The sequence below is a fragment of the Propionispira arboris genome, assembly GCF_900109225.1.
GTDB classification, from domain to species: domain Bacteria; phylum Bacillota; class Negativicutes; order Selenomonadales; family Selenomonadaceae; genus Propionispira; species Propionispira arboris.
The window spans coordinates 76,851-99,393 of sequence record NZ_FNZK01000008.1 but is presented as its reverse complement, the minus strand read 5'-3'; the positions used below and the strand labels follow the sequence as shown (position 1 = coordinate 99,393).

General features: G+C 39.4%; 23 protein-coding genes. 6 read left to right on the top strand and 17 right to left on the bottom strand.

The annotated features are described in order from the left end of the window. The first annotated feature begins 8 nt into the window (after nt 1-8). Nucleotides 9-1,082 (top strand): ABC transporter ATP-binding protein, encoded by a 1,074-nt coding sequence (locus BMY14_RS09565; RefSeq protein WP_091831202.1) that lies wholly within the window; start codon nt 9-11, stop codon nt 1,080-1,082. 21 nt (nt 1,083-1,103) lie between these two features. Further along, entirely contained in the window at nt 1,104-1,865 is a 762-nt protein-coding gene (locus BMY14_RS09560; RefSeq protein WP_091831200.1) for a sugar phosphate isomerase/epimerase family protein, read from the top strand. 114 nt (nt 1,866-1,979) lie between these two features. On the opposite strand, the gene BMY14_RS09555 is transcribed toward BMY14_RS09560, so the two are convergent. Together BMY14_RS09555 and BMY14_RS09550 are read right to left on the bottom strand one after the other, a co-directional pair. Continuing rightward, on the bottom strand, nt 1,980-2,633 hold the full coding sequence (locus BMY14_RS09555) for a flavodoxin family protein (RefSeq protein WP_091831198.1): 654 nt from the start codon (nt 2,631-2,633) through the stop codon (nt 1,980-1,982). 147 nt (nt 2,634-2,780) lie between these two features. Continuing rightward, nucleotides 2,781-3,125, bottom strand: a complete 345-nt coding sequence (locus BMY14_RS09550) for a winged helix-turn-helix transcriptional regulator (RefSeq protein WP_091831196.1) — start codon at nt 3,123-3,125, stop codon at nt 2,781-2,783. A gap of 123 nt (nt 3,126-3,248) precedes the next feature. On the opposite strand from BMY14_RS09550, the gene BMY14_RS09545 reads away from it, so the two are divergent. Next, the gene (locus BMY14_RS09545) at nt 3,249-4,292 is read left to right on the top strand and encodes an SMP-30/gluconolactonase/LRE family protein (protein WP_177177538.1); all 1,044 of its coding nucleotides are present in this window, start codon (nt 3,249-3,251) and stop codon (nt 4,290-4,292) included. Nucleotides 4,293-4,647: 355 nt separating this feature from the next. Continuing rightward, nucleotides 4,648-5,820 carry an MFS transporter gene (locus tag BMY14_RS09540; RefSeq protein ID WP_091831192.1) on the top strand — a complete coding sequence of 391 codons (1,173 nt, stop codon included), beginning with the start codon at nt 4,648-4,650 and terminating at the stop codon, nt 5,818-5,820. A 59-nt stretch (nt 5,821-5,879) separates the two neighbouring features. On the opposite strand, the gene citG is transcribed toward BMY14_RS09540, so the two are convergent. From citG to BMY14_RS09505, 7 genes are all read right to left on the bottom strand, one after another. Continuing rightward, entirely contained in the window at nt 5,880-6,752 is an 873-nt protein-coding gene (gene citG / locus BMY14_RS09535; RefSeq protein ID WP_091831190.1) for a triphosphoribosyl-dephospho-CoA synthase CitG, read from the bottom strand. Nucleotides 6,753-6,765: 13 nt separating this feature from the next. Next, complete coding sequence (gene citC / locus BMY14_RS09530) at nt 6,766-7,806, bottom strand: [citrate (pro-3S)-lyase] ligase (protein ID WP_177177537.1); 1,041 nt, start codon at nt 7,804-7,806, stop codon at nt 6,766-6,768. Between the two features lie 24 nt (nt 7,807-7,830). Further along, on the bottom strand, nt 7,831-8,361 hold the full coding sequence (gene citX / locus BMY14_RS09525; protein WP_091831186.1) for a citrate lyase holo-[acyl-carrier protein] synthase: 531 nt from the start codon (nt 8,359-8,361) through the stop codon (nt 7,831-7,833). A gap of 5 nt (nt 8,362-8,366) precedes the next feature. Further along, on the bottom strand, nt 8,367-9,902 hold the full coding sequence (gene citF / locus BMY14_RS09520) for a citrate lyase subunit alpha (RefSeq protein WP_091831184.1): 1,536 nt from the start codon (nt 9,900-9,902) through the stop codon (nt 8,367-8,369). Then, nucleotides 9,902-10,804 (bottom strand): citrate (pro-3S)-lyase subunit beta, encoded by a 903-nt coding sequence (gene citE, locus BMY14_RS09515; RefSeq protein WP_019552239.1) that lies wholly within the window; start codon nt 10,802-10,804, stop codon nt 9,902-9,904. Before citE ends, citF begins: the two co-directional genes overlap by 1 nt. Before the next feature lie 30 nt (nt 10,805-10,834). Continuing rightward, entirely contained in the window at nt 10,835-11,125 is a 291-nt protein-coding gene (citD, locus tag BMY14_RS09510; RefSeq protein WP_019552238.1) for a citrate lyase acyl carrier protein, read from the bottom strand. A 443-nt stretch (nt 11,126-11,568) separates the two neighbouring features. Continuing rightward, nucleotides 11,569-12,429 carry a LysR family transcriptional regulator gene (locus BMY14_RS09505; protein ID WP_245741348.1) on the bottom strand — a complete coding sequence of 287 codons (861 nt, stop codon included), beginning with the start codon at nt 12,427-12,429 and terminating at the stop codon, nt 11,569-11,571. A 430-nt stretch (nt 12,430-12,859) separates the two neighbouring features. Between BMY14_RS09505 and BMY14_RS09500 the strand changes: the two genes are divergently transcribed. Further along, complete coding sequence (locus tag BMY14_RS09500) at nt 12,860-15,175, top strand: hydratase (RefSeq protein WP_091831180.1); 2,316 nt, start codon at nt 12,860-12,862, stop codon at nt 15,173-15,175. Nucleotides 15,176-15,270: 95 nt separating this feature from the next. Here BMY14_RS09500 and msrA read toward each other — a convergent pair whose 3' ends face one another. The 8 genes from msrA to BMY14_RS09460 all read right to left on the bottom strand — a co-directional run bounded on the left by msrA (nt 15,271) and on the right by BMY14_RS09460 (nt 20,846). Beyond that, nucleotides 15,271-15,777, bottom strand: a complete 507-nt coding sequence (msrA, locus tag BMY14_RS09495; RefSeq protein ID WP_091831178.1) for a peptide-methionine (S)-S-oxide reductase MsrA — start codon at nt 15,775-15,777, stop codon at nt 15,271-15,273. Between the two features lie 200 nt (nt 15,778-15,977). Beyond that, a complete protein-coding gene (locus BMY14_RS09490; protein ID WP_019552233.1) occupies nt 15,978-16,304 on the bottom strand; it encodes a DMT family transporter in 327 nt (108 codons plus the stop codon). Between the two features lie 100 nt (nt 16,305-16,404). After that, a complete protein-coding gene (locus tag BMY14_RS09485; RefSeq protein WP_091831177.1) occupies nt 16,405-16,764 on the bottom strand; it encodes an arsenate reductase family protein in 360 nt (119 codons plus the stop codon). Between the two features lie 136 nt (nt 16,765-16,900). Beyond that, nucleotides 16,901-17,443, bottom strand: coding sequence for a DJ-1 family glyoxalase III (locus tag BMY14_RS09480; RefSeq protein ID WP_091831175.1), 543 nt, complete (start codon nt 17,441-17,443; stop codon nt 16,901-16,903). 137 nt (nt 17,444-17,580) lie between these two features. Further along, nucleotides 17,581-18,087: a chromate transporter gene (locus BMY14_RS09475; RefSeq protein ID WP_091831173.1), complete on the bottom strand. Its 507-nt coding sequence runs from the start codon at nt 18,085-18,087 to the stop codon at nt 17,581-17,583. Between the two features lie 3 nt (nt 18,088-18,090). Next, a complete protein-coding gene (locus BMY14_RS09470; protein WP_245741346.1) occupies nt 18,091-18,747 on the bottom strand; it encodes a chromate transporter in 657 nt (218 codons plus the stop codon). A 144-nt stretch (nt 18,748-18,891) separates the two neighbouring features. Beyond that, nucleotides 18,892-19,590, bottom strand: coding sequence for an aspartate/glutamate racemase family protein (locus BMY14_RS09465; RefSeq protein WP_091831171.1), 699 nt, complete (start codon nt 19,588-19,590; stop codon nt 18,892-18,894). Between the two features lie 44 nt (nt 19,591-19,634). Beyond that, the gene (locus BMY14_RS09460; RefSeq protein ID WP_091831170.1) at nt 19,635-20,846 is read right to left on the bottom strand and encodes an aminotransferase-like domain-containing protein; all 1,212 of its coding nucleotides are present in this window, start codon (nt 20,844-20,846) and stop codon (nt 19,635-19,637) included. A gap of 183 nt (nt 20,847-21,029) precedes the next feature. On the opposite strand from BMY14_RS09460, the gene pdxR reads away from it, so the two are divergent. Then, nucleotides 21,030-22,538 (top strand): MocR-like pyridoxine biosynthesis transcription factor PdxR, encoded by a 1,509-nt coding sequence (gene pdxR, locus BMY14_RS09455; protein WP_091831168.1) that lies wholly within the window; start codon nt 21,030-21,032, stop codon nt 22,536-22,538. The last annotated feature ends 5 nt before the right edge of the window (nt 22,539-22,543 follow it).

Genomic DNA, 22,543 nt, shown 5'->3' with positions numbered 1-22,543 from the left:
ATCAACGAATGAATGGAATTATCTTTGAAAACATCTGCAAATCTTATAACGATACCAATGCCATTAAAAATTTAAACTTAGAAGTAAAACAAGGCGAACGTTTAATCCTGTTAGGGCCTTCTGGCTGTGGCAAGACCACAACCCTCCGCATGGTTGCCGGATTGGAAAGCATTAGTTCTGGCATTTTAAAAATGGGTGGAAAAATCGTTACGAATGTTGAACCTGGTGAGCGTAATGTTGCTATGGTATTTCAAAACTATGCCCTCTATCCGCATATGAGTGTATGGGAAAATATTACGTTTGGCTTGAGACTGCAAAAAGTTTCTAAAGAAGAAATTCAAAGCCGAACAAAAAAAGTCCTCTCGATCTTAAATCTATCCGGCTTTGAAAATCGAAAACCAAAAGAACTCTCTGGCGGACAAAAACAGCGTGTTGCATTAGGACGGGCTTTGGTAAAACAAGCACCATTTTTCCTATTAGACGAGCCCCTATCAAATCTGGATGCAAAACTCAGACAGCAAGCCCGAACCGAACTTGTCAAAATCCATGAACTCTATCAACCCACTATGATGTATGTGACACACGACCAGGTAGAAGCCATGACGGTGGGACAACGGGTTGCGATTATGAAACAGGGGCTCTTACAGCAATTGAATACGCCTGACATGATTTATAGCAGACCCGCCAATACTTTCGTCGCTTCTTTTATTGGCATTCCGGCGATGAATCTGCTCCCGGTTGAATGTAATGATAGTGCTTTGTGGATTGATGGCACACGTCTTGAACTGCCTGCTAAATGGCTGCCGCTGGCAGCAAAAAAAACAAATTTAATGCTAGGGATCAGGCCTGAACATATTGTAGTTACCGATTCATGTATGCTTGCCGGAACTGCCGACTTCATCGAAAATCTGGGCAGCCAGCATTGCATTCACATATCACTTCCCCATAATGGTCAAAATATTTTATGTATCGTACCAGCTGAGCAAATCGTAGCAAAAGGCCCCATCCAGCTTTCTTTTTCCTGGAAACATATAAGTTTATTTGATGCGATTAGCGGCGAAAATATTGGTTATCCAGAATAAATATCAAAGGAGGAATTTACAATGAAACTGGCACTCAGTAATTTGTCTTTTGCGGGGTTTGAATACCCGAACCTAAAAAAGCTGCCTATATCAATGGGACTTGAAATATTTTATGAATTCGGTTCGGATGATTATTGGAGCCAAGTTTTGACTGACTTGTATCCAGCTGGTTCTGTCAAAGGATTCAGCATTCATGCACCATGTATCAGCATCAATTTAGCAGATATAAAAAAACAAAACTATTTAGCCATCTACAAAAATCTTTTCATTTTCGCCCAAAAGTGGCAAGCAGACTACGTTGTTGTTCACACCAATGAATCTTTATCTGGTGAAAAATATACGCTGCAAAATCTTGTTAAAAAACGTCTGCTCAAAATTTTAAATCTCGCCGCTCTATATAATGTACCGATATTGATTGAAAATGTTGGTCTCTATAATAAAAAGACTTTGCTTTATGATCAGCAAGATTTTTTCGACTTAATTATCAATCTAAATGCCAATGCCTTGCTGGACATTGGTCATGCCGCCGTCAATGATTGGTCTTTCCCTGAACTAATCCAATCACTAGGCAGCCGCTTAAAAGCTTTTCATTTACATGACAATCATGGCATTATCGATGAACATCTGGCAATCGGGCAGGGAACCGTTGACTGGCAAAATATTTTCACCAATATTAAAACCGCTGCCCCTACAGCTGTCATGGTCTTTGAATATGCCCATGTAACGATGGAACAAGCTTTGCATAATATTGATATAGTCAAAACAAAATGGCTTGATGATTGACAACCAGCGACTAAACCCCTTATTTTTTAACCAATACTAAAAAAAGGAAGCAGCCCGAACTTCTCTCCGTTGAGAAATTCGGGCTGCTTTTTTATACTCCAAACTATAGATATATTACAAATCTTCCAGCTTTGTTCTCGCCAGTTTTGCCCCAAGTGCAAATGCTCTTTCACAATCTTGCGGAAAAACTTCTTTATGGCGTTTCGCTTTCGCTTCGCTGTCAAATAAAGACGTATCATATTTCTTATAATCGGAGAACTGATAGGTGTCAGTCGACAGGAAACTTTCCGCATAACCAAATACATGCTTTAAATATCGTTCATTCATTTTATAAATATAATCATAATCCTGCGCTCTTTCGTCATTTACATTCATCGTGTAAATAAAAGCCACCGGTTTCTTTTTTTCAACTAATGAAGAATGGTCTTTATCATATAACATGGATTGAAAAATCATGCGTTCCAGAAGTGACTTCATTTGACCAGTAATATTCGCCAAATAAATGGGTGATCCCAAAACAACAACGTCTGCTTTTTTTATTTTCGCTAAAACAGCGGTAAGATCATCATCCATTACGCATTGTCCATAACTTTTTCCATCTTTTTTCTTACAAGCAAAACAGCTGATGCAGCCTCTATATTTTAGATCATACAGATGGATCAATTTTGTGTCTGCGCCTTCTGATGCAGCACCTTCCAGTACTTTATTCAATAAATCAGCTGTATTCCATTTTTTTCGTGGACTGCCATTAATAGCTACTACTTTCATCAAAACTACCTCCTCATGTGAATTTCAAATTATGTTTCTATGTTCATTATATAGAATTAAAAGAAAAATAATAGCCTGCATTTTATTATAAATAACATTTTGATTATGAATCTTACTCACAATCAAATCAGGCAAATATGGCAGATATTATATAGTGTGGGATTCCGATCGAGTATTTAAGTACTGATCCCCCCAGTTTCGTATAGTCGCTAGCACTGGCATGAAACTTTCACCAAGCGTTGTTAATGAATATTCAACTTTAGGCGGAACTTCTCTGTAAATTTCTCGATGGACCAGCCCATCCTGTTCCAGTTCCCGCAATTGCTGCGTGAGTATACCCTGTGAAATTTCAGACAATAGCTTTTGCAGTTGATTAAATCGTTTGGTGCCTTGACTGAGCTGCCACAATATAGAAAGCTTCCATTTACCAGCAATGATTTTTTGCACAGCCAATACCGAACAACTCCCTTCCCGATAGAGTGATTTTGTCATAAATGACCCTCCAATAGCTAATAGTACTATTTTTAATAGTATATATTAAAAATATGCGTACTTGCAACAAAAAGTATACAATGATAATATTTTGTTTATATAACGATGATAGAAGGAGGAAAAATGAAAATGACTAAATATTTACGCTCAGCCGTATTACTTATATCGAGCCTATTGCTACTAAATATTTTCACTTTATCTGCGTCCGCGGAGATAAATAATAATTTGATTCCCCCCGGAGAAAAGCTTGAAGTAATTTATAACCAAGGAACTCATTTAGAAGGACCTGCCGTGGCTCCAGACGGTCAAGTATATTTTTGTGATCTTACACCCTCTTCATTGGCTAAAGGTGCATTATTGGGAGGGCACATCATGAAGTACGATCCAAAAGCCAAAAAAATTACAGTTTTTCGATCTCCCAGCGGTCAAGCAGACGGTCTGGCTTTTGATGCTGTGGGACGCTTAATTGCGGCAGAAGCCGCAGACTACGGTGGTCGACGTATAACTGCAACTGATTTTGAAACAGGTAAGGCAGTTATTCTTGCAGCCGAGTTTAATGGTCAACCTTTAAATTCGCCAAATGATGTTGTGACAGACAACACTGGTAGAATTTATTTTACCGATCCAAGGTATTTTGGTAAAGAAGCTATGAATCAAGCTGTCCAAGGAGTATATCGGATTGATAGAGATGGAAAAATCCGTCTTATTATAGGAAATGCCGGAAAGCCTAATGGGATTGCACTCTCACCAGACCAAAAGACATTGTATGTAGATTCTAACGATAACGGCTTGTTTGACTACAGATCATCAACTGCCGGCTTAGCAACCCGTCGCGGATTCGATGGCATTCTTGCTTATGATTTGCTCGAGGATGGAACTGCAAAATTCCGAGAAATAGTTTATCAGTCTCCGGGCTTTCGACCGGACGGAATGAGAATAGATTCCGACGGAAATATTTTTGTCGCTAACTATGACCCATCTCATCCAGGAATTTTAGTACTTTCTCCTAAAGGTGAGGAAATGGGGTATATTCAAACTCCTGAAACTGTGACCAATTGTGAGTTTGGCATCGGAGCTGAAAGCAATGTTTTATTCATTACGGGCAATAAATCACTATACAAGGTTGTTACAACTCATCACGGCGAGAAAAAAGCATACCAAGAGTGAATATCTAAAAACAATGAAAGTCGTCGGGTTCAACATGATACATTTTGATAATTTGTTTTCATGTCTTTTCATCGAAAAAAGCCGTTATCCCCTGATATCTGGAGAAACGGCTTTTCTTTATTTCAAAATTCGTGTACGTTATTCGCATTTAATTGATCATAATCAATCCTCAAAACGGATTGCAGGGGGCAAACTTGTTCATGTGTTCTTCTATATTATGTTATAATCAGAAAAGAAAAACCTGTACTTTAGCCAGAGCTAAGATCTAAAATTTAATTCATTACATACTGCAATCGAGAATTTCTGGCCAGTTCACGCTTAAAAAAATCTACATGGAATAGAAGGAACACACCCAATGAAACCAACTTTATGGACACAAGAATTTTTAGGAATGAGTTTTAGTAGCTTTTTCCAATACATGACCCACTATGCTTTAATTACGGCACTCCCAATTTTTGTTATAGAAAATCTGAATGGCAATGACTGGTCCGCTGGTCTAGCCATGACTTTTTTCCAGATAGGGGCTGTTTTGTGCCGCCCGCTGGCTGGTAAATGGATTGATGAATTCAATAAAAAGAAAATTCTTTTACTCTCATCTATTATATTTTTAATCACCAGCATCCTGTATTTATGTATCGATAATCTAGCTTTTTTATTAGCAATCCGCCTTATACATGGAGCTGTTTTTGCTATAGGAACTACAACTGCTGCAACTGTCGCAGCCTTAGTTCTTCCTCCGCAGCGTAAAGGAGAAGGCATTGGTTATTTTGCTGTATTTTCCAATTTAGCCATGGTTGTGGGGCCTTTTTTTAGTTTGCTGATTATTTCTTATTACCAGTTCAACATCTTATTTACCTGCTGTACGCTCTTAGCTATTGCATCATTTTGGTGCAGCAACCGAAAAAAATTACCAAATAACATTATTCTACCAGTAACTAAAAAAGATCAAACTTTTAAATGGACAAATTTTATTGAACCAAATGCTTTGCCTATGGCCTTACTGGGTGGTTTAGTTTTTTTTGCTTATGCTGGCGTTTTAGTTTTCATGCCGCTTTATGCGAAAATGCTTGATCTAACCAATTACACAAGTATGTTTTTTGCGATTTTTGCGATCGTCATCGTAATAACTCGTCCCATTGTTGGCAAACTGTTTGATCAAGCTGGTCCAAACTTCGTAGTATATCCAGGTTTTCTCGTTTTTCTGATAGGGCTCGTAATTTTGAGCCAAATCTCTACATTAGGTGGCTTATTGTTAGCCGGTGGAGTTCTCGGAATTGGCTTTGGGGCACTGAGTCCCGCATTTCAAACATTAGCGATACAGCACTCACCCGTAGCACGTTCAGGCGTCGCTACCGCTACATATTTTTTGGCATTGGATATCAGTGTAGGTCTGGGATCTTTTATCCTCAGTCTGGCCGCTGCGCAGCTTGGCTATCGATCCATGTACCTGGCAAGTGCCTGTATACTCATTCTTGCTTCCGTACTGTATTATCTATTAGCAACGCAAAGTAAAAAGACTCATTTATAAGTCTAGAGGTAATAAAAAAACATTCTATGTGATAACATGTTACCACATAGAATGTTTTTTTATACTTTATATTTCCACAAAGGATGCGCCAAAAAGAACAAAAATAGTGTCACCGCCAATAAGTCAGCACAACCACCGGGGCTAATATTTTTGTTGATAAAATCATCATCCATTTCTTCAAGCAAAACCATATTTTTCTGTTCTAAGGCACCACCAAGCGCTAAAATTCGCTTCGTTTCCGATTTAACATAGTTTGACATTTCCATATCATGGCGTCCCAAAACATTGGTATCATCTACATTTCCCGCCAAATGCAAATAGGCTTGCAGCATGCTTGTGTTACCGGATTGTTTCTGTAATAAGCACCGTTTAAGCACTGGATACGAATATTTCATAACATTGGGAAATCCAGCTTGTGCTTCGCCGCGTACACCCCTTAAACCGTATTTCAAATAGATCTGTTCGCCCTTGGTTGGATTTTGTTTGACTTCCACACCTTGATATTCATGTTCACAAATTCCCATCGTCATGTCGCTTACATAATCGACAATAGTCTGCGGTTCAAGATCTATGTCCGCAGTGGCAAGACTGCCTGCTGCCGCACAGATCAACCCCAGTGAAAAAATAGCCCCTTTATGCGTGTTAACACCAGCTGTCGCCCCCAGCATTGCCTGTTCCGCTTCGATACCAACTTTTCGAATTGCCCGCAATAAAGTTTTCGGATCTTGGTTTACATGCTCCATACCGATTTGGGCAAACTGGACAAAATAGGGTGACAATGCCGCAGCACTAGCTAAAAAGGTAAAAACATCCATATCTTTATGTGCCCCGGCATTACGTCGATCAACAAGGCCTGGTTTGGGCGACACGGCAGCTTCATATAAAATAGCCTGTGTTGCCAGACGGCCAATCTCTTGTGGTAGTATAATCATTTATTTGCTCCTTTCAGCCGTCTATACCTTTTAATTTTTCAATCACCATTCGCCCTTCTGGTGTTGAAAAATAAGCTGCTGTAGTTGCCGGTACAAACTGACTGGCTCCGACAATATCACCTTTGGTCAGAAATCCCCTCACACTTGATGCCGATATGGGCTGCTTTTCTTTTATTTTACGATCAAATATCACCGATTCAATCGCAAATTTTGGCAATTCACTCTGCATGATTTCATTATAAGCACAAGTCAAAGCATCGGTTGGTTCACTGCCAACAAAACGTTTTGTAATCGATAAAGCTGGTGCAATATACCGGGCAAAAACATTGATATCAAGCTGCGCATAGGTTTTAGCAACATCTGATAATTCTTTGATAAAATAGGCGGGAAAAGTTGCACTTGAGATAATGTATTGACCACCACTATGCACGGTCACATTAGCAAGGTCTTTTGTACCTTCCTCAACTAGCTTTTTTCGTACAGCAAAGGGAAAAATCGATTTTTCCTCGGCCACAACAAAAATATGCAAATGGTCGCAATTTGAAATAGCACGCTCCACTAAATAACGATGCCCTAAGGTAAATGGATTCGCATTCATCACGATTGCTCCCTGTACACCACTGTGGCGATACGGCAAAAGTGCTGCCGCAAAATCTGCCACACCATTTTTACTGCTTTCCAGTAAAATCGCCGCATCGGCACTGCCAATCAAATGAAAGCCCATTCCGGTAAACTGACTACTATTATTTGGTTTGGTAAATACAAAAAGATTGGCTAATCCCTTCGCCCAAAGTTCACTGCATAAATAGGAGATAACCTTATTGGCTAAACCACATTGCTGGTAAATAGGATCTACGGCAATACATTTGATTACGGATCCCTGATAACCACCACCCGCCACCATTTTATCATCAACAAACAAACCAACATAAGCATCCAGTTTATCATACGTTAAATCAAATTTCGCCAAAAAATCTTTTACCAGCTTACGGCTGCTCCGTAAAGATTGGGGCAGTTCCTGTAATTCAAATGTGTCTTCCGAAAAAGATTCCATCTTCCGTGCTCCTTTGCGCATAATTTATCCTTGCACAGCCATAATAATTTGTTTAATTTTAGCCAATAGCTCTGCTGAAGTATGACGGCGTGACCGCGCACAAACTGCAGCGACCTGCTCACAAATAAAACATTTTCGCTGGGGCAATTTTAAAGTGGTACGACTGATTGGCACACCATCCATAGCCAATACATCCATATCAAATAAACGCCCCACTTCATCTTCATCTTCAACCTGACAGGCAATTTTTTTCAAAAGCCGAGCCTCTGCCGCAACAGAAAAAAAGGCTTCCGGGCCAGTATTATTTTCTACGGTCTGGATAGCATGAATGGACAAACCTGCAGCTTCTAAGGATTTTTTTAGCCGTTCCAGACCCGTTTTATGTAAAAACCGACTTGCCGGGCTAAGTTTCACTTGGCCCGGCATATTAATCGTAAAAGAAATAATTGGCGCCTTATATTGAGCAAGAAGCTCACGCTGCAACGCAGCGCGGGCTTCTTTATTTTTTAAAACTTCCTGTAAAGTTATCTCAATTCCCGAAAATAATGTATCCATATTGGTTACTTCACTTCATGGATCACATCTAAGACACGACCATCGGGATGCGTAACAACGCCAACGACTTTATCTTTAAACTGCAAAGCATCCGGTTTACCAACAACTTTTTCAGCACTTTCTTTAAGTTCTTCAATTGTTGTTATTTTCAAGCCAGCTTTTATCAATCTTGCTTTGATTTCCGGACGGCTAGGATTTACAGCAACGCCCTGATCCGTAACCAGTACATCACAAACAGAACCAGGTGTAACAAGCGTATTTACCTTGTCTAAGATACAAGGAATACGGCCACGAATAACAGGCGACACCAATACGGTTAATGCTGCTTTACTAGCTGTGTCTGGATGTCCACCGATCGCACCGCGAATAACCCCATCTGAACCAGTCAACACATTGACATTAAAGTTCACATCAACTTCTAAGGCCGATAAAATAACAATATCAAGCTGATGGATTGCCGAACCTTCATTAAATGGATTTGCATACTGATTGCCATCAATTTCAATATGGTCTTTATTATCGCGCAAGGATTCAGCAGCAATTGTATCAAAGCCTTGTACATCAAGAATTTTCCCAATCAAACCTTCTTCATATAATTTCACAATCTGACCGGTAATCCCGCCAAGTGCAAAACGAGCCTTGATATTACGTTTGATCATCTCATCGGTAATAAAACGTGTAACCGCAAGTGCGGCTCCGCCGGAACCGGTTTGTATGGAAAAGCCATCTTTAAAATAGCCGGATTCTTGAATAACTTTTGCGGCATTTTCCGCAATCAGTAGATCACGTGGGTTTTTGGTAAAGCGAGTAGCTCCTGAAGAAATTTTACTGGAATCGCCAAGTGCATCCACTTTCACAACATAATCAACATCCGTTGCCGGAATTGATGCTGGAGAATTTGGAAACGGAACCACATTATCCGTAAGAATAATCGTTTTATCTGCATAACGTGCATCCACTTTGGCATAACCCAAAGAACCACAGATTGATTTACCTTCTTCATTTGTATAAACACCACTGGAATTGCCTACTACATCCGCAGATGGAGCCCCGAGAAAAGCAACATCAATATGCAAACTCCCATTCGCAATCGCTGCGGCACGGCCACCGTGACTGCGGAAAATAACTGGTTCTTTCATTAATCCATGCGAAATTGCATCGGCTAAATCGCCGCGCATCCCGGAACTTTCAATTTTGCTTACAACACCACTTTTGATATGCTCAATCAACGGTGCATGCGCAGTCGAAAGACTTGATGAGGCAACCGTTAAATGTTTGAGACCCATTTTAGCCAATGTATCCAAAACCATGTTTAAAATATAGTCACCATTGCGAAAATGATGATGAAATGAAATCGTCATGCCATCTTGCAAGCCTGATTTTTTAATTGCTTCTTCTAAAGAAGTAAGAAATTTACCATTTTTCAGAAGGCGTTCATTTAATGTAGAGCAATCTTTGCCCTGTTCGGGTTCGCTATAAAATTCTAAGCCTAAATGCTTGAGTAAGTCTGCTGAAACTTCATGATTGATTTCGTTTTTCATTACTCTACCTCCTCTGGTAATAAAACACCAGATGCAATTGCCAGTTCAATTGTGCGTTCGGCACGAATTACAACTGGTCTGTCGACCATTTTACCATTTAAGCTGATAACACCTGAGCCTTTTGCTTCAGCTTCTTTGATCGCGGCAATAATACGTTTTGCTTTTTCAATTGCTTTTTCCGTCGGAGCAAAAACCTTATGTACCGGTCCGATCTGACGAGGATTTATAACAGATTTTCCGTCAAATCCCATGTCTTTTACCAATTGTGCTTCATAAATCAACTGTTCTTCATCATTTACATCGGAGAACACGGTATCGAGTGCATCAATTCCGGCAGCACGAGCAGCAACCAGAATTGTTTCACGAGCTAATTGCAGTTCAATACCCGATTTCGTTCTATTTGCCTTTAAGTTCGCACAATAATCTTCTGCACCTAAAGCAATACCAATTAAACGATCTGAAGCGGTAGCAATTTTATACGCATTAATAACACCAAGCGCACCTTCAATCGCTGCCATCATCAGTGTTCTGCCTACTGGAATACCATGTTTCACTTCCATTTCAGCGATATAAGCTTCACATTCGGTAATATCTTCTGCTGTTTCCGTTTTTGGCATACGCAGTACATGCGCACCAGCAACCACCATTGCTTCAATATCAGCTTTACCATAAGGCGTATTGAGTGGATTTATCCGAACAACAATTTCCATGTCGCCATAATCAATTGTCTTCAGTGCATTAAACACCAACAGCCGAGCCGCATCTTTTTCCGCCATAGATACTGCATCTTCCAAGTCAAACATCAATGAATCTGAACCATATATATGTGCATCACGCATCATACCCGGATTATTCCCGGGAATAAACATCATCGTTCTGCGCAATCTCTGTTTAATAGCCATCTTGTGATCATTCCTTCCTTTATCTGCTGTTTATTTCCAGCTAAATTCAGTACTTTCCGCCGCCCGATATACAGCTGCTGTTATTCTAGCTGCAATTGTGCAATTTAGTGCACCCTTATCCGTGGCTGTAACCTTAACTCCACTTGTAAAGCCAAGATCTTGGATGGTTTTCGTAATTACTGCTTTGATTTCTCTGCCAAATAAACTAGCAACGGAACTGTCTAAGTCAATCAAAATGCCCTTATCACTGCATTTTTCAACAACAACACAAATATCACCAGATTCTAACGTCCCGGCTCTTCCCTTCGAGATTAACTCCATCTCTATTCACCTTCTTTTCCGTAAGTACAATCATTGCCGATTGCCAAATTCTTTGCCCTAAAATATGCATCAGACCATAATCAGATCAATCATAAAAGATCATAGCTGAGATTTAATTGATTCTCCTTGCAAGTTATGAAATAACTTATATTTTTATTATAGCCAAATTATCAGAATAAAAAAAATAAAGATTTGTTATTGTTTACAATAGAAAATTCAGATAATATCATTTATCTCATTTATCGAAAAATAAAAAAATCTAAACAAAGTGCCCCTTCACTGCAACATATATAGAACGCATTAAACATTTTATATGACAATCGTCAAGAATGGGGTATAGGGCTCCGTGGCGTTACGCAGAAAGCAAACGATGCCCTGTACCCCATTCCTGGCAGACTGATCGACTGGATGCAATTTATTTAATGCGTTCTATATAGTTTATTTTAAAATTGCATATTTTTTACAAATTCAATGAAAATCGGCAGTATTGGCAGGCTAAAATCTGCTTCGTTGTAAATCATCCAAGTCTTGCGTGTAATTTTAACACCGTTCTTATCAAATAAATAAGCCTTATGAATATCTGGAATATCACGGATAATAAACTCTGGCAATATACCATAACCAAGACCATATGATACCATTTCCCGACATGTTGTGATTTTATCGACATACATGCTAATGAGTGGTGGGGCTGAAAAATTATTACGCCACCATTTATCGATCTGCATTTTTAATATATAGTCACGCTTATATTCAATACGCGGCAATTGAACCAGTTCTTTTAATTCAAATGGTTCCATGGCTGTAACACACACGGACTCTTCATACAACATATGCATTTGCTCACATCCGCCATAATCAATATTTACAAACCCGATATGTGCTTTTTTACTATTGACAATACTAAATAAATTTTTAGACCAATCCGTCATCACTTTAAAATCGGCATCTGGATATTTTTGCTTGAATAATTTCAATATTTTTGGCAGGCGATACATTGTAAAATAATGCGATGCACAAATTTCAATCGTTCCCGAAAGCTCATTGGAAAATCCGCTGAGCTCATTTTTGATTATTTCAAACTGAGCTACCATTTCCGTTGCTTTTTTAACCATATAGTTACCTTCCGGGGTAAAACGGATACCTCGCGCATCGCGAAAAATCAGCTGCACACCCAATTCCTGCTCGATATGTTTGATTTTTGAAGTAAGAGCTGGTTGTGACATATATAAAATCTGTGCCGCTTTTGTTATATTTTTTTCATCATATAAAGTTAAAAGAATACCCCAATCTTTATTTTCCATAAAACACCCAGCCGAATCATTTTTCTTCGGCAATCCTTTCATTACCCTTCAATATATATAAGTTGAATTAAATATTTTATATGGCAATCGTCAGGAATGGGGTATAGGGTTGAGTGGCGTTACGGAGGAAGCAAACGATGCCCCATTCCTGGCAGCCTAATAGGCTAGATGCAATTTCTTTAATGCATTATATATAGATCTATTTCAGTTTGATTTCGTACTCAAACTGAAATATCCTGCTCAAGCAAAGTGTAAAAACTACCAACTGCCATATTACCAGCATAAATACGCAGCAACGCATTCTAAATATTTATGCTTAGAAATAACTTATCTCTATTGGTTGAACATCCATTTACTCTTTATACTTAAAGACAGAATAAAATTAACTATCTAACAATTTAAAATATACAACAATTTGGAGGTATACTTTATGATCAAATTATTCGATACAGGCGCCTATCTATTGCGTGGTCAACTATTAATTAAAGAAAATAACCGCCTGGATCTAGATAACTTAAACCAGCGATTAACTACCGATGGTTTAAAACCACTCCAAGCTTCACCCCAAAAAGAAAAAGCACTTGCCGGAACAATGTCTTATCAAATTTTAAAACAACACAATACCAGCAGCAACATCCAGAATTTGCAAATTAAATTTGATGCCTTAGCTTCTCACGATATTACATTTGTCGGTATTTTACAAACAGCCATTTCCAGCGGTCTGAAAAAATTTCCCGTACCCTATGTACTAACCAATTGCCATAACACCCTGTGTGCTGTCGGTGGAACCATCAATGAAGATGATCATGTTTTTGGTTATTCCGCAGCGAAAAAATTTGGTGGGATTTTTGTACCGCCGCATCAGGCTGTTATCCATCAATTTATGCGTGAAACGATGGCCAGCTGCGGCAAAATGATACTTGGTTCTGACAGCCATACCCGTTATGGAGCTTTAGGAACAATGGCGATTGGCGAAGGCGGTGGAGAAATTGTCAAGCAGCTCCTGAGCCATACCTATGATATAAAATATCCGGAAATCATCGCCATTTATTTAAAAGGAACTCCAGCGGCGAATGTCGGTCCGCAGGACATTGCCCTAACCATCATCAAAGCTGTGTTCAATAAAGGATATGTAAAAAACAAAGTCATGGAATTTGTCGGTCCTGGTATTTACAATCTCAGCATGGATTTCCGTAACGGCATCGATGTCATGACAACGGAAACCACTTGTTTAAGTTCTATTTGGTGTACTGATGAAAAAACTGAATCATATTATAAAATTCATGGACGCTCTGAAGACTACCAACCAATGCAGCCAAATGACATAACGTATTATAACGGTGTTGTGGAAGTAGATTTAGCTGAAATCGAACCGGTTATTGCTATGCCATTTCATCCAAGCAACGTTTATACAATTGCCGAAGTCAATGCCAACGCCGCTGATATTTTACGCCAAATCGAAATACAAGTTAAGCAGCAAATCGAAAATCCCCATATTAAAGTCAATTTATTGGATAAACTACAAAATGGCAGGTTAAAAGTTGATCAAGGAATTATTGCTGGTTGTGCTGGTGGTTCCTATGAAAATCTAGTATCCGCCGCCAAAATTCTGGGTCAAACTCCATTAAACAGCTTTGATCTCAACGTCTATCCTGCCAGTCAGCCAATTTTCTTCGAATTGATGAAAATTGGTACTATTTCTGATTTGACACTGGCTGGAACGACCATCCGCTCGGCCTTCTGCGGTCCATGTTTTGGTGCTGGTGATGTACCTGCTAACAACGCTTTCAGTATCCGCCATACAACGCGTAATTTCCCGCATCGTGAAGGTTCAAAACCAGCGGACGATCAAATATCCTATGTAGCTTTAATGGATGCACGTTCTATTGCTGCCACCGCTAAAAATGGTGGTCTGCTCACAGCTGCTTCCGAGGAAACAATCACGATTCCTGAGTATACGTATACGAACCAAATCTATGAAAATCGTGTATATCAGGGATTTTCTAAGGCAGATGAACAAGAAGAACTTATCACTGGACCGAATATCATTGCTTGGCCCAAAATACGGTCTCTGCCTGATAACCTGCTGCTTAAAGTCTGCGCTGTTATCCATGATGCTGTCACAACAACCGATGAACTGATTCCATCCGGCGAAACCTCATCCTACCGCTCCAATCCATTGAGACTAGCGGAATTTACCTTGTCACGTAAAATACCAGAATATGTAAATCGGGCCAAAGCTGTACAAAAAGAAGAAATACAGCGTCAACAAGTACTAGAAGAAAAAACAACGGTCAGTGATATAATCCCGCTGTTTAACAAAGCTTTTCCGAATAATACACGTGAACAGATGCTTTCAACTGGCATTGGCAGTGTTATCGTAGCTATCAAACCAGGTGATGGTTCTGCCAGAGAACAAGCTGCTTCTTGTCAACGTGTTTTAGGCGGTGATGCCAATATCGCTGTAGAATATGCCACCAAACGTTATCGCAGCAATTTAATCAATTGGGGGATGATTCCATTTACGATGGATCAAAAAGACCTCCTACTTTTAGAAGATGACGATTTAATTTATATCGCCGGTATTCGCGAAGCGATCAACAGCGAAAAAACAACCATACAAGGCGAAATCGTCAAACACAGTCAGCGAATTCCAATAACCTTAAAGCTGGAAAATTTATCAGCCGGGGAACGACAAATTATTGCCGATGGCTGCCTAATCAATTACTACAATAAAAAACAATGAACCAGCTTTTTTTCTACGGTATTAAGCTATAAAAAAACTGTCACTTATGAATATTCTAAGTGACAGTTTTTTACGCAAGGGCCCGCCTGCCCAAACTATAGCTGATCGGGTGTTTGATTTAAATTAATATGACAATACCCTTTCGGGTTTTTTTGCAAATATTTTTGATGATATTCTTCCGCCACATAATAATTGAGCAGTGGCAAAACTTCCGTGACAATCGGTATCTTATATTTTAGTTGTTCTTGGCAAATAAGCTGTTCGATAACAGCTTTATCCGCTATATCCTTGTAATAGATACCCGTTCGATATTGTGTGCCTACGTCATAACCTTGTTGATTTAAAGTAGTTGGATTGATAACGGTAAAAAAATAATGTAACAAAGTTGAAAGTGCAAGCTGCTGACGGTCATATTCAACATAGACCGTTTCCGCATGACCAGTATTTCCTGAGCAAACTTCCTCATAAGTAGGATTTTTCGTATGACCATTCGCATAACCAACATTCGTTTTTAGCACACCACTTATTTTGCCGATATATGCTTCTACACCCCAGAAGCATCCACCAGCCAGCCATAAAAGCCCTTTAGTTTCTTGATCCATCTGGATTCACGCTCCCCTTTTCGCCTTAGATATAATAATATCCACTCTATCAGTCTGCCAGAAATGGGATATAGGGCATCGTTTGCTTCCTCCGTAACGCCACGGAGCCCTATACCCCATTCCTGACGATTGTCTTATAGAGTATTTCATGCAACTTATATAATATATATCGCGTTAACAGCCATGAATATAAAAATCTGTCAATGAACAGTGCCCTTGATATTAAGCAAAGCAACACCACTAATGATTAAAACAATTCCGATCGCTGTATAAATATTGATTGACTCTTTCCAAATCAACACCGCAATCACTGCCGTTAGCGCGGTTCCCGCCCCTGACCAGATTGCATAGGCAATACTGAGTGGAATGAGTTGCAATGCCTGTGAAAAAGCATAAAATGACAATCCCATACCAGCCGCAAAAACAAAGCTGGGAAGCATTTTGGTAAACCCATCTGAAGCTTTTAACATTGAGGTTGAAAAAATTTCCAGCAAAATTGCCAGACCTAAAAAAACATATCCATTCATGGTATTTCCTCCCGATTTAACGCTCCTAAAAACGTACACTTTCATTCGCTTAAATCGTATAACGTTCAGGCATTAAAGTAAAGCATAAACTTCAATCCGTTTACTTTAATTTATTCCAATCTGCTTCTTTAAAACCAACCACTACCTGTTCCTCACCAATCAAAATTGGTCGCTTAACCAGCATCCCATTTGTTGCGAGTAAAGCCAGCTGCTCGACTTCCGTCATCGTCGGCAATTTGTTTTTTAGCCCCAGTGATTTATAAACAAGACCACTCGTATTAAAAAACTTACGTAATGGTAGTTGACTTTTCTGCCACCAAATTTTCAGTTCCTCCGCTGTAGGGTTCTGCTCTTTTATATCTCGTTTTTCGTAACTAAAACTATTGTCATCGAGCCACTTTTTCGCTTTTTGGCAAGTGCCGCATTTGGGATATTCTACAAACAAATAATTTTGTTTCATGATGAAAAACCTCCTATACTAAATCAAGTCTATCTCTGCATTCTCTATTTCCTCTTTACATAAAAAAATCCCTGCTAAATTTTTAAAAATCAGCAGGGAATATATTGCTTGTACTATTTTATTTACGAATGAAAAATCAGAGAACCAGTGCCTTTCGAATCGTATCGGCTAGTGCCTGCCCTTTTAAAACAGCTACAATCGTAAGGGCAAAATCTAATGAAGTCCCCGGACCGCGCGAAGTAATGATCTTGCCATCCACAATTGTCTTGCCTGGCGCACTTATATCCGCACCAATTAAATATTTTTCATTACCAGGATAACATGTTGCCATTTTCCCTTTCAAAAGTCCCAAACGCCCTAAAACCTTTGGTGCCGCACATACAGCTGCGATATATTTATCTTGTTCAGCCGCTTTCAATAGTTGTACATTGACCCCGCCATGCTGATCGAGATTTTTCGTGCCTTGTCCACCACCAGGCAAAATGATCATAGATACTTTAGAATGATCTACATCCTCATAAATCATATCTGCGAAAATGGAAATGCCGTGTGCTCCAGCTACTTCTTTTTTCCCCATGATTGAAACGGTTTGAAGCTCAATATCAGCTCTGCGTAAAACATCAATTACACTAATTGCTTCGACTTCTTCAAAACCATCCGCTAAATATAAAATCACCATATGCCTTACATCCTCTCTTACTTCTAAAGAAACTTAGCACCTGTAATTTGCTATACTTCCATTATAATACTCTGGCATACTATAAACAAATCAATCCTTTGCGCAATGTCGAAACAAACTCGTTTTTCCGCTGGCGATCATCCCATGACGGCACCGATCACAACGGCAAATAGCAAAATAAGATTGATCGATACCCGGCGAGTAACCGCGAGTATTGCACTCACACTGGCAATGACCACCGTCAAAGCATCCAGACCACTGCTTTGAAACATTCCCATAAGAACAATTATACTAAAACTGGCGATAACGAGCACTACGCCATCCAATAAACCTTGTGTTGCCGGAAGATGTGCAATCCGATTGTAACACTGCTGAACAAACAAAACAAACAGCGGCGGTACGAGCAAAGCAATACAAGATAAGACTGCTCCCGGAATTCCTGCTACTAAATAGCATAAGCTAACCACCCAAAGGCCATTGGGGCCCGGTGTTATCTGCCCAATTGACAAAGCTTCCGCAAACTGCGTTTCCGTCGCCCAGCCATTTGCTAAAAAATCCGTATGTAGACTCGGCAGCGGACCAAAGCCGCCTGTTGAAAATAAAATTGCTTTAAAAACAACCCAAAAGAACAAAAACCAATTCATCTATCAATTCACCTTTTTTCTGGCAGCATACCAATAAATAAAAGCACCGCTTAATCCACCTAAAAGATATAAAACGATGACCGATGGATTGAAGAATACATAAATTAAACCGCTGCCAATCAAAATCACCAAAGACACGCTGAATACCAAAAGACCTTGCTGGCGATTATTCTGTAAAATTGGTCTGATGTTGCGCCAATTTGTTGCCAGCGAAATACCAAAAATTGCTGCAAATACCGTATGTAACGCCGATTGTACCCGATGGAATTGACTGAGACTCACATAAATAGCCGAGATGCCAACGGTAATAGCGGCACTTGGCAAAATAAGTCCTAGGACTGAAACAAGAATGCCCGGCCAACCAGCCAGCTGCTTACCAATAAGTATGGTATAAGCGATTATATTAATCCCCGGCGTAATTTGGCACATGCCAATAATATTCGCATATGATTCAGCCGTAATCCATTTATGTTTATAAATAAAATTCTCTTGAATCAGATACTGCGTAATCGCACCACCCCCAAACGAAGTAAAACCTATTTTAAGCCACGTTAAAAACAATTTTAGAATTGTTAAATCCTCTCGTTCAAGACCCGCCAAAGAATCCATTTCAATCGTTGCGATGTCTCCAGTACAGGCTGTTTTTTCCTCTGTTTCCATTTTCATCCCTCCAGTCGCTATAAAACCAAGTGGCATAATATTAATCTCGCTTTGCGATTAATATTATGCCACTACAAATAACTTGTCAAATAAAAAGCAAGACGATACCTTGATGATATAATCTTGCGTTTTATTGGCAAATTTTTATTTTTTCCCTAATGCAAATTCAACAGCAGCTACAGCATGGATGTTGGTTGTATTAAACAGTGGCACCATACAGTCTTTTTCTTGAATTAAAGATGGGATTTCCGTACAGCCTAAAACAATACCTTCCGCCCCACTTGCTATCAGACGATTGATAATTTTCTGGTATTCTTCTCTAGAGGACGCCTTTATAATACCCTGGCAAAGTTCATTATAAATAACAGCATGAATAATATTTCGTTCCTGTTCATTCGGGATTACAACTTCAATATGATAATCTTCCGTTAATATCTTTTTATAAAAATCCTGTTCCATCGTAAATTTCGTACCAAGCAGTGCCACTTTTTTCATTTTTTGAGCAACAATTTGCTGAGCTGTTACTTCAGCAATATGTAGAACTTTAATACCAGCACGTTTTTCAATATCGCCTGCCATTTTATGCATCGTATTAGTGCAAATTACAATAAAATCGGCACCGCTTTTTTTTAATTTTTCTGCTGCATCGACCATAATATTCGTAAGTTCCTGCCAATTTTCCTGATGCTGCAACGATTCGATTTGATCAAATTCAAACGAATATAAAATACATTTTGCTGAATGAAGTCCCCCCAGTTTAGCTTTGACTGTTTCATTGATTATTTTATAATAATCTACCGAAGATTCCCAGCTCATACCACCTATTAAACCAATTGTTTTCAAAGGTATCGCCCCTTCATTTTATTGAAATTTCAAATATAATCATTTTATCCAACAACTCTTTTTTTCGAGTCAGTTTGATATTCAAGAATAGCCTGTACCAGCCGTTTTATCCCCTCACGAATATTCAGCTCAGCCATATTGGAATAATTGAGCCGAAATGTATTTTTCCCACCACCATTAGGGAAAAAAGACTCGCCTGGTATAAAAGCAACTTTCTTTTTTAAACAATCTTGCAACAATTCGCTGGCATCTATATCTTCTGGCAGCTGCACCCAAAGGAACAGGCCCCCTTGTGGGTGCGTGAATGTCACATTTTGAGGGAGTTTTTTTTCTAACATTTCAATCATAACATCGCGCCGGACTCGATACAATTGAATTAATTTTTCCACATTTTCTTCAAAATCATAATCGTCCATATATGTTGCAATTTCCATTTGACCGCGGATTGAAGTGCATAAATCTGCACCTTGTTTAATCAATACATATTTTTCAATGAATTTTTCTTCGGCAGCAATCCAACCGATACGTAGTCCCGGACAAAATGTTTTGGAAAAAGTGCTGGTAAAAATAACCAAACCATTCGTATCCATTGACTTTAAAGCTGGAATAATTTTGTTTTCAAAACGCAATTCACCATATGGGTTATCTTCAATCACCGGAATATGATATCGATTGATAATTTCCATAAAACCGCGGCGCCGTTCTAAAGGCCATGAATTGCCTGTTGGATTTTGAAAATCCGGTATTACATAAATCAATTTCACATTTTTCTGTGAAGCTAATGTTTTCTCGAGTTCGGCCAGCACCATTCCCTGCGCATCGGTTGGTATCGCAATAAAGCGCGGTTGATAAGCTTTCAAGGCACTAATTGCCGCCAAATAGGTTGGACTTTCACATAATACAATGTCGCCTTCGTTCAAAAACAATTTTCCTGAAAAATCCAAGGCCTGCTGTGAACCACAAGTGATTAAAACATTGTTCGCCTGAACACTTGTCGCAAATTTACGATTCATTCGCTCAGCGATTTTTTCCCGCAACGGCTCATAGCCCTCTGTAGTCGAATATTGAAGCGCTTGACTGCCCTGTTGTTCTAAAACTTTCTGAGCAACTTTTTGCATTGCTTCAACTGGAAAAGATTCTGGCGCTGGCAGCCCTCCAGCAAAAGATATCATATCTTTTTGTTGAGTAAGTTTTAATATTTCACGTATTTCGGATGCTTTGAGCCCATCCATTCTTCTGGCAAAAGTAACCGTCATAACTTTTCCACTCCTTATCATCTTGTTTCCATGTGAACCGTTTTTCGGCTATCAATAAATTCCCACAGAAGTTTTTTTATTTTATTTATACTAACAAAGATAGTATTCTTCGTAAATATCCAATATAATATAAATAAAGTACCAATTCGAATAATTCTAAATAAAAATGGGGTTTTATGCACAATGGATATCACTAAAATAATAATTGGTCTTCATATTTCCACTTCACATGATGCACCGCTCTATGTACAATTAGCAAATTGTTTAGCCGCTAAAATTAAAGATTCTACATTGCCTCGAGGTACGAAACTACCGCCTGAACGAGAACTGGCAAAAATGTTAAAGATAAGCCGTACAACTACACTCAGTTCCTACCGTTTGTTGGAAGAACGTGGTCTTATCCAATCAAAAATGGGCAGTGGCACCTATGTGAACGATAGTACAAAACCAACTGTTGATGGTTCCATGGCCTGGGATCAATTGTTTTCTCCTCAATATAAATCGCCAATGGCTTCACTCTTACGAACATTAATTGCAGCGCCAACCGCCGAGGAAACCATTTCACTGGCGGCTGGTATGCCAGATCCAAGCTTTTACCCGCTTGACCTGATTGAATTGGCTTTCACGAAAAGAAAAGATGATTTCACTCGCACGGACTACGGCTATATAGCCACTGAAGGTTATTTTCCCTTACGACAAGCCATAGCAAAATGGCAGTCACAATTTGGCAGTCAGGCAACACCAGATCAAATCCTCATTGTATCCGGCTCACAGCAAGGTCTTTATTTGACTGTAAAAGCTTTTATTGAACAGCAGGACTACGTCATCGTCGAATCACCAACTTATTTAGGTGCCATTCAAGCTTTAGAAGCCGCCGGTGCCCGCATCTTAACATTACCGGATTCTGACCATTTAGATCTGGAACTTTTGGAAGATTACTTGATCCGTTATCGTCCCAAATTAATGTATACGATTCCGACTTTTCAAAATCCAACTGGTCGTGTGATGTCATTAGATGACCGGCAGGCTTTAATTGAACTTGCCACACGTTATCGCTTAGTCATCATCGAAGATGACCCCTATAGTTTATTATATTATGAAAAGCCAGCACCACCTTCTTTAAAAAGTCTTGATACCTATGGCGGTGTCATCTATATTGGTACGTTTTCAAAAACACTGCTGCCAGGACTCCGAACTGGCTGGGTAACAGCGGCACAACCAGTAATAAATCGCTTAGCCCAAGAAAAACAACATGTTGACCTGCACAGCAATAATCTGGCACAATTCATTCTTTTGGTCTGTATCGAAGAAAATATTCTTGCCGATCATCTGACCAAAGTTCGCAGTGAATATAAAAAACGCCGGGATGCAATGGTTCATGCACTCCGACGTTATTGTAAGGAAACGATTGATTTTTCCGTACCAGCTGGCGGCTTTTACATTTGGTGTAAAATAAAACATCCGATATCGGTTACTGAACTCATGCACCGTGCCGCTGTCAGCAGAGTTGCTTTTGTTCCCGGTATCGCCTTTTACACGAACGGCACGCACAGCAATGAGATCAGACTCTGTTTTGCAACACACAATGAAGAACTTCTTAAAGAAGGCATACGCCGTATCGGTCAGTTACTTATGACCTTATCGACAAACAAAATACAGCCCTGTCCGGCAGCAGGACTTCCTCTGATTTGAGTTGC